The sequence below is a fragment of the Streptomyces sp. NPDC048560 genome, assembly GCF_040650955.1.
GTDB lineage: Bacteria > Actinomycetota > Actinomycetes > Streptomycetales > Streptomycetaceae > Streptomyces.
In genome coordinates, this window is sequence record NZ_JBEZIJ010000003.1 from 269,024 (window position 1) to 283,827 (window position 14,804).

Below are 14,804 nucleotides of genomic sequence, written 5' to 3' on the forward strand. Positions count from 1 at the left end.
GACCCCAGCACAGCAGAGGACCAACTGCACGAAGGGGAAGCCATGACAGCGACGACCGACGGAAGCACCGGAGCCGCGAACCTCCGCGCAGCCTCGGCCAGCGATCCGACCGAATCAACCATCGCCGCGGACGACGTACTGGCCGCCGCGCGGCGGGCCGCGGAACGCTCGGTGGAGCACCTCCTCGGCAGGCAGGACGAGCAGGGCTGGTGGAAGGGCGACCTCGCCACCAACGTCACCATGGACGCCGAGGACCTGCTGCTGCGCCAGTTCCTCGGGATCCAGGACCCGGCCACGGTCGAGGCCACCGCCCGCTTCATCCGGGGCGAACAGCTCGGGGACGGCACCTGGGCGACCTTCTACGAGGGACCCGGCGACCTCTCCGCCACCATCGAGGCGTACGTGGCGCTTCGGCTGGCCGGGGACCGGCCGCAGGACCCGCACATGGCCCGGGCGGCCGGCTGGGTCAGGGAACAGGGCGGCATCGCGGGCGCCCGGGTCTTCACCCGCATCTGGCTCGCGCTCTTCGGCTGGTGGAAGTGGGACGATCTGCCGGAACTGCCACCCGAGTTGATGTTCTTCCCCAAGTGGGTCCCGCTCAATATCTACGACTTCGGATGCTGGGCCCGGCAGACCATCGTGCCGCTCACCATCGTCTCGGCCATGCGTCCGGTCCGGCCCGCCCCGTTCGCCCTGGACGAACTGCACACCGATCCCGACCTGCCCAATCCGCCCAAGCCGCTTGCGCCGACGGTGAGTTGGGACGGAATTTTCCAGCGGCTCGACAGGGCGATGCACCTGTATCACAAGGTCGCACCGCGCAGGCTGCGCCGGGTCGCCATGAACGCCGCCGCCCGGTGGATCATCGAACGCCAGGAGAACGACGGCTGCTGGGGCGGGATCCAGCCGCCCGCGGTGTACTCCGTGATCGCCCTCCATCTGCTCGGATACGACCTCGACCACCCGGTCATGCGGGCCGGGCTCGCCTCGCTCGACCGCTTCACCGTCTGGCGCGAGGACGGCGCCCGGATGATCGAGGCGTGTCAGTCCCCGGTCTGGGACACCTGCCTCGCGACCATCGCACTCGCCGACGCCGGGGTCAGCCCCGACCACCCGGCCCTGGTGAAGGCCGCCGACTGGATGCTCGGTGAGGAGATCGTCCGGCCCGGTGACTGGTCGGTCCGAAAGCCCGAACTGGCCCCGGGCGGCTGGGCTTTCGAGTTCCACAACGACAACTACCCCGACATCGACGACACCGCGGAGGTGGTCCTCGCCCTGCGCCGGGTCCGCCACCCCGACACCGCGCGCATCGAAGCCGCCATCGAGCGGGGCGTGCGCTGGAATCTCGGTATGCAGTCCCGCAACGGGGCCTGGGGGGCCTTCGACGCGGACAACACCAGCCCGTTCCCGAACCGGCTGCCGTTCTGCGACTTCGGTGAGGTCATCGACCCGCCGTCGGCCGACGTCACGGGTCACGTCGTGGAGATGCTGGCCGTCGAGGGCCGGGCGCACCACCCCGGCACCCGGCGCGGGGTCGAGTGGCTGCTCGCCGAACAGGAGGCGAGCGGAGCCTGGTTCGGGCGCTGGGGCGTCAACTACATCTACGGGACCGGGTCCGTGGTACCCGCGTTGATCGCCGCAGGGATCCCCGCCGGACACCCCTCGGTCCGCCGGGCCGTGAGCTGGCTGGAGTCCGTGCAGAACGACGACGGCGGCTGGGGCGAGGACCTGCGCTCCTACCAGGAGGAGAAGTGGATCGGGCACGGCTCCTCCACAGCCTCGCAGACGGCCTGGGCGCTTCTCGCGCTCCTCGCCGCCGGAGAGCGGGACGGCAGGTCGGTGGAGCGGGGCGTGACCTGGCTGGCCGGGGCCCAGCAGGCCGACGGCTCCTGGGACGAGCCGTACTTCACCGGGACCGGGTTCCCCTGGGACTTCTCCATCAACTACCACCTCTACCGGCAGGTCTTCCCGCTCACGGCGCTCGGCAGATTCGTGTACGGCGAGCCGTTCGCCGACCGTGTGCCCCTCCGCAAGGGGGCCTGATGGGTCATCCGCAGGGGCCGCCGGGCCCCGCACACCCGCTCCTGATCGCCTGCGCGCTCTCCATCGAGCACCTCGCCCTGCGCAGCGGCAGGGGCGGCGCGGGGGCCTCGGGCCCGGTGACGGTGATCAGGACCGGGATGGGCCCCAGGGCGGCCGAGGCGGCCGTGGGGCGCGCACTGGGGCTGGAGCGCGCCGGGGGGGCCGCGGTCATCGCCTCGGGCTTCTGCGCCGGCCTGGCCCCCGGTATGCACCCCGGCGACCTCGTGGTGGCCGAGGAGACCCGGGACGCCGGCGGCCGGTCGGCCTGCACCGGCACGGACGTCCTCGTCGACGCGCTGGCCAGGACGGTACCCGGCCGTACCGTCCACACCGGTCTGCTGACCGGCTCCGACCATGTCGTACGCGGCCCAGGGCGGGCCGAGCTGAGGGCCACCGGAGCCATCGCGGTGGACATGGAGTCCGCGGCCACGCTACGGACCGCCCTGAGCGTAGGTCCGCGTCCGGTTGCGGCCGTACGGGTGGTCGTGGACGCTCCGGAGCACGAGCTCGTCCGCATCGGCACGGTTCGCGGTGGAATATCGGCCTTCCGTGTTCTTCGCGCTGTGCTACCGGCTTTCTATGAATGGCACCGATCTTCGCTGCTCCCCAGGAGGTGAGCCCAGATGGCCATGCCGCTCCGTCAGTCCATCAAGGTTGCGACGTATCTCATCGAACAAAAGATCCGCAAGCGGGACAAGTTTCCGCTGATTGTCGAGCTGGAGCCCTTGTTCGCCTGCAATCTGGCGTGCGAGGGCTGCGGAAAGATCCAGCATCCGGCAGGCGTGCTGAAGCAGCGCATGCCGGTGGCCCAGGCCGTCGGCGCGGTTCTCGAATCAGGCGCCCCGATGGTCTCCATCGCCGGCGGTGAGCCGCTGATGCACCCTCAGATCGATGAGATCGTGCGGCAGTTGGTGGCAAAAAAGAAATACGTCTTCCTCTGCACCAATGCGATGCTCATGCGCAAGAAGCTCGACAAGTTCACCCCCTCGCCGTACTTCGCCTTCGCCGTCCACATCGACGGACTGCGCGAGCGGCACGACGAGTCCGTCGCCAAGGAAGGCGTCTTCGACGAGGCGGTGGCGGCGATGAAGGAAGCCAAGCGCCGCGGCTTCCGGGTCACCACCAACTCGACCTTCTTCAACACCGACACGCCACAGACCATCATCGAGGTCCTCAACTACCTCAACGACGACCTCAAGGTCGACGAGATGATGATCTCGCCCGCCTACGCGTACGAGAAGGCCCCCGACCAGGAGCACTTCCTCGGGGTCGAGCAGACCCGGGAGCTGTTCAAGAAGGCCTTCGCGGGCGGGAACCGGGGCCGCTGGCGCCTCAACCACTCACCGCTCTTCCTGGACTTCCTGGAGGGGAAGGCCGACTTCCCGTGCACGGCGTGGGCCATCCCCAACTACTCGCTCTTCGGCTGGCAGCGGCCCTGCTACCTGATGAGCGACGGGTACGTGCCGACGTACAGGGAACTGGTCGACGACACCGACTGGGACAAGTACGGACGGGGCAAGGACCCGCGCTGCGCCAACTGCATGGCGCACTGCGGTTACGAGCCGACCGCCGTCCTCGCCACCATGGGATCGCTGAAGGAGTCCCTGCGCGCCGCACGGGAGACCATCGGCGGCAACCGGTGACGTCATGACCGCCGGGGAGCCGGCCGCACTCGGACTCCCCGTGCCGCCGGCCTGGCCGCTCGCGACGCCCCGCCCCCCGCGGGGCGTCCGGGCCGGCCCGGCGGCCCGACCGTGAGCTGAAAACCGGACCAGAGAGGGGCCCGAGCGTGACGCTTCTGGAATCCATCAAGGGGCCACAGGATCTCAAGGCACTGAGCGGACCGGAACTCCACGAACTCGCCGCCGAGATCAGGACGTTCCTGGTCCAGGCGGTGTCCAGGACAGGTGGCCACCTCGGCCCCAACCTCGGGGTGGTGGAACTCACCGTCGCCCTGCACCGGGTCTTCGACTCGCCCGTGGACCGCATCCTGTGGGACACCGGGCACCAGAGCTACGTGCACAAGCTCCTCACCGGGCGCCAGGACTTCTCCAAGCTGCGCGGCAAGGGCGGCCTGTCCGGCTACCCCTCCCGCGAGGAGTCCGAACACGACGTCATCGAGAACTCCCACGCCTCCACGGTCCTCGGCTGGGCCGACGGACTGGCCAAGGCCAACGAGGTGCTGGGGCGCCCGCACCACGTCGTCGCGGTCATCGGGGACGGCGCACTCACCGGCGGAATGGCCTGGGAGGCACTCAACAACATCGCCGCCGCCGAAGACCGCCCCCTGATCATCGTGGTGAACGACAACGAGCGCTCGTACGCCCCGACCATCGGCGGGGTGGCCGACCACCTCGCCACCCTTCGTACGACCGACGGTTACGAGCGCTTCCTGGCCTGGGGCAAGGAGGTCCTCCAGCAGACCCCCGTCATCGGGGCGCCCCTCTACGGTTCGCTGCACGGCGCCAAGAAGGGGTTCAAGGACACCTTCGCCCCGCAGGGCATGTTCGAGGACCTGGGGCTGAAGTACGTCGGCCCGGTCGACGGACACGACACCGCGGCGGTCGAGTCCGCGCTGCGGCGCGCGAAGCGGTTCCACGGGCCCGTGCTGGTGCACTGCATCACGGAGAAGGGGCGCGGCTACCCGCCCGCGCTCTGCGACGACGCCGACCGCTTCCACACCGTCGGCGTGATGGACCCGCTCACCTGTGAACCGCTCGTCGTCCCCGTCGGCCCCTCCTGGACCTCGGTCTTCGCGGACGAGATCGCCGCGATCGGAGCCGAGCGGCCCGACGTCGTCGCCCTCACGGCGGCCATGCTGCACCCCGTGGGACTCACCAAGTTCGCCGAGGCGTTCCCCGGCCGGATCTGGGACGTGGGCATCGCCGAACAGCACGCGGCCGTCTCCGCGGCGGGCCTGGCCACCGGCGGGCTCCATCCCGTGGTCGCCGTCTACGCGACCTTCCTCAACCGTGCCTTCGACCAGCTGCTGATGGATGTGGCCCTGCACCGGTGCGGCGTCACCTTCGTCCTGGACCGGGCAGGCGTCACCGGGGCGGACGGTCCCTCGCACAACGGCATGTGGGACATGTCGGTGCTCCAGGTCGTCCCCGGGCTGCGGATCGCCGCCCCGCGGGACGCCGACCAGCTCCGCGCGCAGCTGCGCGAAGCCGTCGACGTGGACGACGCCCCGACCGTGCTCAGATTCCCCAAGGAATGCGTGGGGGAGCCGGTTCCGGCGATCGGGAGGATCGGCGGCATGGATCTCCTGCACCGCGCCGAGGACCCCGACGTGCTGCTGGTAGCCGTCGGCGTGCTCGCCCAGGTCTGCCTCCAGGCCGCCGACCTGCTCGCCGGGGCCGGCATCCGCTGCACGGTGGTGGACCCCCGCTGGGTGAAGCCGGTCGACGAGCAGCTGCCCCCGCTGGCCGCGGACCACCGGCTGGTGGCTGTCGTGGAGGACAACAGCCGCAGCGGCGGGGTCGGCTGGGCCGTGGGACAGGCGATGCGCGATGCCGGCGTCGACGTACCGCTGCGGACGTTCGGCATCCCCGAGCAGTTCCTCGCCCACGCCAAACGGAGCGAGGTGCTCGCAGACATCGGACTCACCCCGGTGGAGATCGCCGGACAGATCAGCGCCGCCCTCGCCGCCCGGCGGGCGAAGGCGCGGCAGCCGGTACCGAAGGAGAGCGGGGCATGAAGGACGAAGAGCCCAAGGGCTTCGACCTCGCGCGGCTCCTGGCCGAACGCGGCGGTGAACGCTACGAGTTGCACACCAAGCACCTCAACCACCAGCTGCCGCGGATGTTGCGCACGATCGGTTTCGACAAGGTCTACGAACGGGCCGAGGGCGCGTACTTCTGGGACGCGGAAGGCAACGACTACCTCGACATGCTCGCCGGATTCGGGGTGATGGGGCTGGGCAGGCACCACCCCGTCGTACGCAAGGCGCTGCACGACGTGCTCGACGCCTCCCTCGCCGACCTCACCCGCTTCGACTGCCAGCCGCTGCCCGGCCTCCTCGCTGAGAAGCTGCTCGCCCACAGTCCGCACCTGGACCGCGTGTTCTTCGGCAACAGCGGTACGGAGGCCGTCGAGACGGCACTGAAGTTCGCCCGGTACGCCACCGGCAGGCCCAGGATCCTGTACTGCACGCACGCCTTCCACGGGCTGACCACCGGCTCGCTCTCGGTCAACGGGGAGGCGGGCTTCAGGGACGGCTTCGCCCCGCTGCTGCCCGACACCGCGATCGAGCTCGGCGATCTGGACGCGCTGCTGCGCGAGCTCAAGCGCGGCGATGTCGCGGCGCTCGTCGTCGAGCCCGTCCAGGGCAAGGGCGTGCACGCCTCGCCGCCCGGCTTCCTGCGCTCCGCACAGGAGCTGCTGCACCGGCACAAGGCGCTGCTCATCGTGGACGAGGTGCAGACGGGCCTCGGCAGGACCGGCGACTTCTACGCCTACCAGCACGAGGAGGGCGTCGAACCCGATCTGGTGTGTGTCGCCAAGGCGCTCTCGGGCGGCTACGTGCCCGTCGGGGCGACGCTCGGCAAGGACTGGATCTTCAAGCGCGTCTACTCGTCGATGGACCGCGTCCTCGTCCACTCGGCGAGCTTCGGTTCCAACGCGCAGGCGATGGCGGCCGGACTCGCCGTCCTCGCGGTGATGGAGGACGAGGAGACGGTGGCGAATGCCCGTCGCACCGGTGATCTGCTGCGTGAGCGGCTGGCCGCGCTCGTAGGCCGGTACGAGCTGCTGCACGAGGTGCGTGGCCGCGGGCTCATGATCGGCATCGAGTTCGGCCGGCCCACCTCGCTGAAGCTGCGCAGTCGATGGACCATGCTCCAGGCGGCACGCAAGGGGCTCTTCGCGCAGATGGTCGTGGTGCCGCTGCTGCAGAAGCACCGGATCCTCACCCAGGTTTCCGGGGACCATCTGGAAGTGATCAAGCTGATCCCGCCGCTGGTCATCGGGGAGGCCGAGGTGGACCGGTTCGTCGGTGCCTTCATCGCGGTGATGGACGACGCCCACAACGGAGGCGGTCTGATGTGGGACTTCGGCAGGACCCTGGTCAAGCAGGCGGTAGCCAATCGCTGAGCCGCAGGAGGGCGGAGTGACGGCGTTGCCTCAGAGGCAAAAAGTTTGCCTCTGAGGAAAGATCCTGGCCCAATGGAGGTATGAATCCTCCTGACGGAGGGGCGGCCGACGAACTGCCCGGGGTCGCTCCGCGCCTGCGTGACCTGCGCCGAAGCCGTGGCCTGACCCTGGAGACCGCCGCCCGGCGGGCCGGGCTCTCGCCCGCCCATCTCTCCCGGCTGGAAACCGGCCACAGGCAGCCTTCGCTGCCCATGTTGCTGGGGCTCGCCCGCGTCTACGGTACGACGGTTTCCGAGCTTCTGGGCGAGGCGCCGGCCCAACGTGACGCGATCGTCCGCGGCGGCCCGTTCACGGGCGCCGAGGCGGACGGCTGGATGTACCGCCGCGCCGGTGGGTCCGGCCGGGCCATGCAGGCTCTCCGCGTCGGCGTCCCGTACGGCGCACAAGGAGATCTGGTGCGCGTCCACCCCGGCGAGGAGTGGCTGTACGTACTGGAGGGCCGCCTGACCGTCGGTCTCGGCGAGACCGTGCACGACCTCGGTCCCGGAGACAGCGCGCACTTCGACTCGCTGACCCCGCACCGGATCGCCGCCGCCGAGCGCGGCGGCGCCGAGCTGCTCTTCCTCCACACACTGCTGCAGAGCCCGGCCGCCGAGCTCTGTCTGGGCAGCGGGCTCCACCGCCGCTGATCCCCGGCTCCTGACGGGCCCGCCCTCACACCGAAAGAGGACTGTCATGACCGATTCGGAACACTACGATCCCCTCAGCCCGAGGTCCCGCAAGGGCTACGAGACGCAGGAGCGGAAGTTCCCGCGCGGCGTCGTGATCCGGCTGATCGCCTACCTGGTCGCCGGGCACGTCTTCGCGGCCTTCCTCTACGTGCTGTTCGAGGTGGCGGGCAAGGGCTGAGACGGGGGAGCGGTCACGCCTCCTCGGTGAGGCGCTCCCGCAGCCGCGCACGCGTCTCGGGGGAGAGCTTCAGCCCTTCGCCGAGGTAGCGCTCGGTACCGCCCCAGACCTCCTCGATGGTGCTGAAGGCGGCGGCCAGATATTCGGCGCGCGCGCCGAAGAGCGGGTTCAGGAGCTCCATGACCTCGTCGGACATACCGACCGCCGAGGTGTCGCTGCGCTTCACCTTGTACCGGCGGTGGGCGTCGTTCGACATCAGGTAGTCCGCCTCGATGGCCTCGCGCTCCACACCGACGGCGAGCAGCGACACCGCTATCGAGAGCCCGGCCCGGTCCTTGCCCGCGGCGCAGTGCATCAGGGCCGGGACGCTGTCCTCGGCCAGGGCGTGCAGCACCCGGCTGTGCTCAGCGGTGCGGTCCTTGATGATCGAGCGGTACGAGGCGATCATCCGGTCCGCCCCCTTGCCGTCCGCGAGGATCGAGCGCAGCTGCTGGATGTTGCCGTCGCGGACGAGCCGCCAGAACTCGGCGCCGTCGGCCGGGTCCGAGAGCGGGATGTTGACGTTGCGTACGCCTGCCAGCTCCACGTCGTGGCCGTCGAGCCTGTGGTCGGCGGCGTTGCGGAAGTCGAAGATCGTGTGCAGCCCGAGCTTGTCGAGGAACACCGTGTCCTGCTCGGTGGCCTGCGCCAGGTGACCACTGCGGTAGAGCCGCCCGAACCGCACCCGCCGGCCGTCCGTGGTCGGCAGGCCCCCGACGTCACGGAAGTTGCGGACACCGGTCAGCTCGGTGTGCGACGGGGGGACCTGCGGCAGCTGCTGCGTCACGCTGACTCCTGGAGTGTCTGGCGTCGGCGCTGCTCGCCGACGAGGGCACGGATGTGACGATACGACATTGATTCCTCAGGCAATCATCTTGCCCCGGAGCTCTCCGTTCCGTCCGGCTCGCGCGCCCCGAGAAGTGGCAATGTAGTGATTTGCCCGAATTTGAGGGCCAGGGTGATCGGGGTGGACGCGAGAGGCGGAGCTCGCCGCTCGGCGGAGTTGCCGAAAGCCACCCGTCGTACGTCACGAACCCCGACTCGCGGCCGCGTCCGGGGGTCCGCACCGGGCTCCTGGGTGAGCCGGGCGCCAAGGTGCCGAGGCTCCGTGGCCCTCCAGGATCCGGTCATGTCCGTATTGCTGCATTTAGCAGAACATGCCCTGCTTATGGGGGAGATGGCGGACGACTGGTGAGCGGGATCATATCCGTGACGGTGTGTGGCGGCCCGGCCGACGGCTATTCCTTTCGCCGCATGGAATGCCAAGATCCGTAATCCACGGAGTGTGACCGGAAATCCGTGCCGGAATTGAATCGCGCATTCCGGTAGGTCGGACATGGCTTGTTAGGGCCGTCCTTACTCGCTTACGGTCACCGTCAATCCGGACGGACCGCCTAATCCTGCCGCCGCCCGGAATCCGCATCCACTCACGTGTGGCAGGAGCGGGGGACCCAGGTAAGCCGCCGTCCCGGAGGAATCCGGAACGGCTCGGGGTGAAGTCGCGACAGTGCGACCGGGCATCTCCAGCCCGAACCCGACAGCTCACCTCGTAGGCGCCGGAGAGGAATGCCCCATGCCCGCAAAGGGTAAGCACCGTCGTACCAAGTCCAGCCCGATCGCCCGTGGCATCCTCGCCGCAGGCGCCGGCGGCGCCGTCCTCGCCCTTCCGCTGATCGGCGCCACCGGAGCGAACGCGGCGGAGCAGGCCGCCCCCGCCAAGAAGGTCTCCGCCGCCTCGGTCGCAGCCGCGCACACCGCGCCCGTCGCCGTGTCCAAGGCAGCCCCGAAGACCTACTCCGTGGTCGCCGGCGACTATCTGTCGAAGATCGCCGCCGAGCAGAAGATCAAGGGCGGCTGGCAGAAGCTGTACGAGGACAACCGAGAGGTCGTCGGCAAGAACCCGAGCCTGATCTTCCCGGGCACCGAACTCACCCTGGGTGCCAAGGCGTCCGGTCCGGCCAAGGCCGCTCCTTCGAAGGCTCCCGCCCCCGAGGCCGCCGAGCCGAAGGCCGCGGCCCCCGCGTCCGCGGCCCCCGAGACCGCCGCCCCGAAGGCGGAAACGCCCTCCGACCCGGCCCCCGCCGCCGCCGATTCGGCCACCTCCACGGACACCGGCGCCTCCGCCGGTGCCTCGGAGAGCAGCAGCTCCGGCTGGGCGGCCCCCGTGGCCGACGCGACCGTCACCACGCCGTACCGGGCCTCCGGCTCCATGTGGTCCAGTGGCTACCACACCGGTGCGGACTTCCAGGCCGCCTCCGGCACCAGCGTCCGGGCCATCGGCCCCGGCACCGTCGTTTCGGCCGGCTGGAGCGGTGCGTACGGCAACGAGGTCGTCATCAAGCACGAGGACGGCATGTACTCCCAGTACGCCCACCAGACCTCGCTCGACGTCTCGGTCGGCGACACGGTGACGGGCGGCCAGCAGATCGGCCTCTCCGGTTCCACCGGCAACTCCAGCGGCCCGCACCTCCACTTCGAGGTCCGCACCGGCCCGAGCTACGGCTCGGACGTCGACCCGGTCTCGTACCTGCGTCAGCACGGCGTCTCCATCTGAGACGAGCGGCAGTGAGGAAGGGCGGTGCGCGGCGGCGCACCGCCCTTCCTCGTGTTCCCGCCGGGGCATCGGTTCCCGCCACTTATTCCGGCTTTACCAAAAACTGACCGGGTGGTTTATCTCACCACCCGTCAACCCCTTATTACGGTCGCGTAGGTCACATTGGCGGGTGCAGGATATGCGCTTGTGGCAGACGATTCGAAACTCAGTCAGCGTGGTCTTCAGGGCGTCATCGGCGTCAAGGGCGTCATAGGGTCGTACGCGGCGATCGGCGACAGCTTCACCGAGGGCGTCGGCGACCCCGGACCCGACGGGACCTTCGTCGGCTGGGCGGACCGCTTCGCGGTGCTGCTGGCGGATCAGCTCCCGGACCCCCACGCGGCCACGGGGCTCACCGCTTCCCGGCACGGCGATTTCCGGTACGCGAATCTCGCGGTACGCGGCCGGCTCCTCGACCAGATCGTCGAGGAACAGGTCCCGCGGGCCAAGGAGCTGGCGCCCGACCTCGTGAGCTTCTGCGCGGGCGGCAACGACATCCTGCGGCCGGGCAGCGACCCCGACGACGTGGCCGAGCGTCTGGAGCGCGCCGTCGCCGAACTCGCCGGAGCTGTCGGCACCGTCATGATCACCACCGGCTTCGACCCCCGCCACATGCCGGTGCTGCGGCACCTCAGGGGCAAGATCGCCACCTACACCGCCCATGTGCGCTCCATCGCCGACCGCTACGACTGCCCGGTCCTGGACCTGTGGTCGCTGCGGTCCGTGCAGGACCGCAGGGCCTGGGACGACGACCGGCTGCACCTGTCGCCCGAGGGACACACCAGGGTCGCGCTGCGCGCCGCCCAGGTCCTCGGCATCGACGTACCGGCCGACCCCGATCAGCCGTGGCCGCCGCAGGCCCTGCGCCGGCCGTTCGACGACCGGCGCGACGACATCCACTGGGCCCGCGAGTACCTGGTGCCCTGGATCGGGCGGCGGCTGCGCGGTGAGTCCTCCGGGGACCACGTCGAGGCCAAGCGCCCGGACCTCCTGCCGCTCTAGAGCGTGCCGTGGACCGGGTCCGGAACCGCGAGGGTGCGCCGGGACGGAATGCGCTCCAGCACACCTCCCGCGAAGACGTCGTACAGCGGCAGCGTCTCCAGGTGCACATAGCCGATGTGGCAGTCGCAGACGGCGAGGGGACAGGCGCGCGGCCCAAGCGCCCGGCGGTAGCTCCCGTCGTAGAGGTTGCCCAGTTCCGCACGGACGAAATGACACCTTCGCACCGTGCCGTCACCGTCCACGGAGATGACCGACTCGCCGGTCCGGCAGGGCAGCCCGGCCGAGGTGTGCGGATGCCGGCTGTACGGGAACAGGGGATCCAGGGCCGTCCAGCGCTCCGCCTCCTCGTCCGTATAGGTGTGACCCTCGGCGGCATTGACCCAGAGATAGACCTCGTCCGGAAGGGCGGCCCGCAGCCGTCGCGCCTCGTCCAGATGACCGTCGAGCCCGACGATCCCGACGCTGTGACGGACGCCGAGCTCCGCCAGTTCACGGCACTTGCCGAGGAACCGCTCGTAGGGGGTCTGGCCCGGGTGGTACGTGCACCACAGGGCGGCCTTGTCGAGATCGGCGCCCGCCAGCCAGCCCGTACGGCAGCTGAGGTTGGTCTGGATCGCGACCCGGCCGATGTGCGGCAAGTGTGAGAGCTCGACCAGGGCCTCGCGGTACCAGGACCGGACCAGCCCCTCGCCCCACGGGGTGAAGAGCACCGAGAGCCGGTCGTCCGTCCGCGCCGCCGCCCACGTCGTGAAGCGCTCCAGGGCCGCACGGTCGGCACGCAGTTGCGCGGGAGTGTCGCGCCGCTTCGCGAACGGGCAGTAGGGGCAGGCGTAGTCGCACGAGGCCAGCGGCCCCCGGTAGAGGACAGTCAGGTCCATGGAAGGACTCACTTCGCTTCGTACGAGGCCATCGCGGCCCGCACCGCGGGGGAGAACAGCTCCGGTCCCAGGGCGTCGGAGTGGGCGAGGCCTTCCGGGGAGAGCCGGAGGGGACCGTTGTCCGCCGGACCGGTCAGCCAGCCGCGCGCCGCGAAACGGCCGAGCTCGGAGGGGAAGTCCTCGTACGGGTCCGTGCCGAACCGCGCGCGGTACTCCGCACGCTCGAGACCGGCCGCCTGGAGCAGGGACTGCAGCAGATGCCGCCTCCGTGCCTCGTCGTCGTCGACATACCGGCCCACCTCTGCGCGGGTGAAGTCCGGCGTCGTGGTGAAGGCGTCGATGATGCCCCGGATCTCCCGCATCTCCACGGCGTAGTCGAAGGAGTAGTGCAGGGAGGAGGTGTACGAACGGGCGCCGCAGCCGAGACCGATCATCCCGTCCGTCTGGCAGGCGTAGTCGTCGGGGCCCTCGTGCGGGGCGCCGGTACGGCGGAACATCCGCATCGACACCTGCTCGTAGCCCTCGGCGAGCAGATGGTCGCGTCCCGCGCGGTAGAGCCGCAGCCGCTGATCGTCCCAGGCCGCGTCCGCGGCGGCTCCGGTGCCGGGCGCGCTCGCGGCGCCCAGCCGGCCGAGCCCCGTCAGCGGACGTACGTACAACGGGTAGAGGTACAGCTCCTCGGGACGCCAGGCGAGGGCGGCGTCCAGCGACGCGCGCCAGGTGGCTTCGGTCTGACCGTCGATGCCGTAGATCAGATCGATGTTGAGGACGGGGACGCCCGCGTCGCGGATGCGGCCGAGGGCCGCCTCCACATCGGCCCGGCGCTGCGGGCGGACCGCGGCACGGGCCTCGTCGTCCACGAAGCTCTGCACACCGATGCTCACACGGGTGGCCCCCCGGTCGGCGAGCACGGCCAGCCGGTCCGCCGTCGCCGTGGACGGCGAGGTCTCGACGGACAGCGGGACGGAACGGAGGTCGGCGCCCATCCGCTTCTCCGCGATGTCGCAGAGCCGCTCCAGCTCGGCCGCGGTCAGGAATGTGGGAGTTCCGCCACCGAACGCCGCCGCGGCGAAGCGCACAGGACCGTCACCCAGCGCGTCCCGGACCGCGTCGGCCTGCCGGTCCAGCGCGTCGAGGTAGCGCGTCGTCAGCTCCTGCGGTGCGCCGATCCGGGTGAAGAGGTTGCAGAAACCGCAGCGGACCTCGCAGAACGGTATGTGGACGTACAGGGAGAGCGCGTCCTTGCGCTCCGCAGCCCACAGCTCGCGCAGCGGGGGCCGACCGGTGGGACGCGCCCCCAGCGGGCGGTACGCCGTCTTGTGCGGGTAGGCGTAGACGTAACTCTGGTACGGCCTGACGGCGGATGTGGCTACGGTCATCGGGCGGCCCCCGGTTCGAGGAGGAAGTGGGCGTAGGGCACGGTCCAGACGGCTTCGTGACCCAGGCGGTGACCGGTGTATCCGTCGTCGCCGTAGGCGGTGCCGTGGTCCGAACAGACGATGGCGAAGCACCGGCGGCGGCTGCTAGCCGCCGCGAAGAGCCGGCCGATGTGGCGGTCTACGTACTCCAGTGCGGCGGCGTGGGTGTCCCGGGAGTCACCCGCGTCGGGCGTGGCACCTTCCCGGTGGAACCAGTTGGGCTGGTGCAGGGCCGCCACGTTCACGAAGAGGAACAGCCGCTGTTCCCGGGGGAGTTCCGCGATCACCTGCTCGGCGCGGTTCACCTGCTCCTCGAACGAGGTGGGGGACGCGACTCCGAATGCCGGCTCCCAGTGGCTCTCCTGGAACAGGTCCGGGAGTACGGAGCCCAGCGGTCCGCGCTTGTTGAAGAATCCGACGCCCCCGATGCACACCGTGCGGTAACCGGCAGTGGCCAGCCCGGAGACCAGATCGGGGGTGTCGAAGACGAAGGTGCCGTCCGCCGTGGTCTCACTGCCCGCGAAGCGCGCAGCGAACAGTCGCGGATGAGGGCCCGGAGCGGCAGGCGTCGGCAGGAACCCGGCGAACATGGCCTGGTGGGAGGCGTACGTGAAGCTTCCCGGGGCGTGGCGCTTCTCCCAGACACCACCGGGCAGATGACGGACCAGGTTCGGGATGCGCCCGGCAGCCGCGAGTTCCACCGCGACGTCGTGGCGCAGGGTGTCCAGGGTCACGAGCAGCAGGTCGTGGCTGCCCACGATCCGGCTCATGTCGGGTTCGGTTCCCGGC

The 14,804-nt window shown here is 70.2% G+C and carries 13 protein-coding genes and 1 riboswitch; of the genes, 9 read left to right on the plus strand and 4 right to left on the minus strand.

Features of this window, described 5'->3' with window-relative positions:
• The first annotated feature begins 42 nt into the window (after nt 1–42).
• The 7 genes from shc (at nt 43) to AB0C82_RS11155 (ending at nt 8,085) form a co-directional block, all read left to right on the plus strand.
• Nucleotides 43–2,043 (plus strand): squalene--hopene cyclase, encoded by a 2,001-nt coding sequence (gene shc / locus AB0C82_RS11125; RefSeq protein ID WP_362838980.1) that lies wholly within the window; start codon nt 43–45, stop codon nt 2,041–2,043.
• On the plus strand, nt 2,043–2,699 hold the full coding sequence (locus AB0C82_RS11130; RefSeq protein WP_362838983.1) for a 1-hydroxy-2-methyl-2-butenyl 4-diphosphate reductase: 657 nt from the start codon (nt 2,043–2,045) through the stop codon (nt 2,697–2,699). Before shc ends, AB0C82_RS11130 begins: the two co-directional genes overlap by 1 nt.
• Before the next feature lie 6 nt (nt 2,700–2,705).
• Nucleotides 2,706–3,725, plus strand: a complete 1,020-nt coding sequence (hpnH, locus tag AB0C82_RS11135) for an adenosyl-hopene transferase HpnH (protein WP_362838985.1) — start codon at nt 2,706–2,708, stop codon at nt 3,723–3,725.
• Nucleotides 3,726–3,871: 146 nt separating this feature from the next.
• On the plus strand, nt 3,872–5,782 hold the full coding sequence (gene dxs / locus AB0C82_RS11140) for a 1-deoxy-D-xylulose-5-phosphate synthase (RefSeq protein WP_362838988.1): 1,911 nt from the start codon (nt 3,872–3,874) through the stop codon (nt 5,780–5,782).
• Nucleotides 5,779–7,176 (plus strand): aspartate aminotransferase family protein, encoded by a 1,398-nt coding sequence (locus AB0C82_RS11145; protein ID WP_362838991.1) that lies wholly within the window; start codon nt 5,779–5,781, stop codon nt 7,174–7,176. The genes dxs and AB0C82_RS11145 overlap by 4 nt, the downstream gene beginning before the upstream one ends.
• Nucleotides 7,177–7,256: 80 nt before the next feature.
• A complete protein-coding gene (locus tag AB0C82_RS11150) occupies nt 7,257–7,865 on the plus strand; it encodes an XRE family transcriptional regulator (RefSeq protein WP_362838994.1) in 609 nt (202 codons plus the stop codon).
• A 46-nt stretch (nt 7,866–7,911) separates the two neighbouring features.
• On the plus strand, nt 7,912–8,085 hold the full coding sequence (locus tag AB0C82_RS11155; RefSeq protein ID WP_362838998.1) for a DUF6126 family protein: 174 nt from the start codon (nt 7,912–7,914) through the stop codon (nt 8,083–8,085).
• Between the two features lie 13 nt (nt 8,086–8,098).
• On the opposite strand, the gene AB0C82_RS11160 is transcribed toward AB0C82_RS11155, so the two are convergent.
• Nucleotides 8,099–8,911 carry a tyrosine-protein phosphatase gene (locus tag AB0C82_RS11160; RefSeq protein WP_362839001.1) on the minus strand — a complete coding sequence of 271 codons (813 nt, stop codon included), beginning with the start codon at nt 8,909–8,911 and terminating at the stop codon, nt 8,099–8,101.
• 610 nt (nt 8,912–9,521) lie between these two features.
• A riboswitch (cyclic di-AMP (ydaO/yuaA leader) is annotated at nt 9,522–9,693 on the plus strand.
• Nucleotides 9,694–9,697: 4 nt separating this feature from the next.
• Here AB0C82_RS11160 and AB0C82_RS11165 point away from each other — a divergent pair.
• Entirely contained in the window at nt 9,698–10,678 is a 981-nt protein-coding gene (locus tag AB0C82_RS11165) for a LysM peptidoglycan-binding domain-containing M23 family metallopeptidase (RefSeq protein ID WP_362839004.1), read from the plus strand.
• Nucleotides 10,679–10,909: 231 nt separating this feature from the next.
• A complete protein-coding gene (locus AB0C82_RS11170) occupies nt 10,910–11,719 on the plus strand; it encodes an SGNH/GDSL hydrolase family protein (protein ID WP_362839834.1) in 810 nt (269 codons plus the stop codon).
• Here AB0C82_RS11170 and AB0C82_RS11175 read toward each other — a convergent pair.
• From AB0C82_RS11175 to AB0C82_RS11185, 3 genes are read right to left on the minus strand one after another with little or no spacing between them, the layout of a single operon-like run.
• Complete coding sequence (locus AB0C82_RS11175) at nt 11,716–12,597, minus strand: STM4011 family radical SAM protein (protein ID WP_362839007.1); 882 nt, start codon at nt 12,595–12,597, stop codon at nt 11,716–11,718. The two genes, AB0C82_RS11170 and AB0C82_RS11175, sit on opposite strands and share 4 nt — an antisense overlap.
• Nucleotides 12,598–12,605: 8 nt before the next feature.
• Nucleotides 12,606–13,976: an STM4012 family radical SAM protein gene (locus AB0C82_RS11180; protein WP_362839010.1), complete on the minus strand. Its 1,371-nt coding sequence runs from the start codon at nt 13,974–13,976 to the stop codon at nt 12,606–12,608.
• The gene (locus AB0C82_RS11185; RefSeq protein WP_362839013.1) at nt 13,973–14,785 is read right to left on the minus strand and encodes an STM4013/SEN3800 family hydrolase; all 813 of its coding nucleotides are present in this window, start codon (nt 14,783–14,785) and stop codon (nt 13,973–13,975) included. The genes AB0C82_RS11180 and AB0C82_RS11185 overlap by 4 nt, the downstream gene beginning before the upstream one ends.
• Nucleotides 14,786–14,804 lie beyond the last annotated feature (19 nt).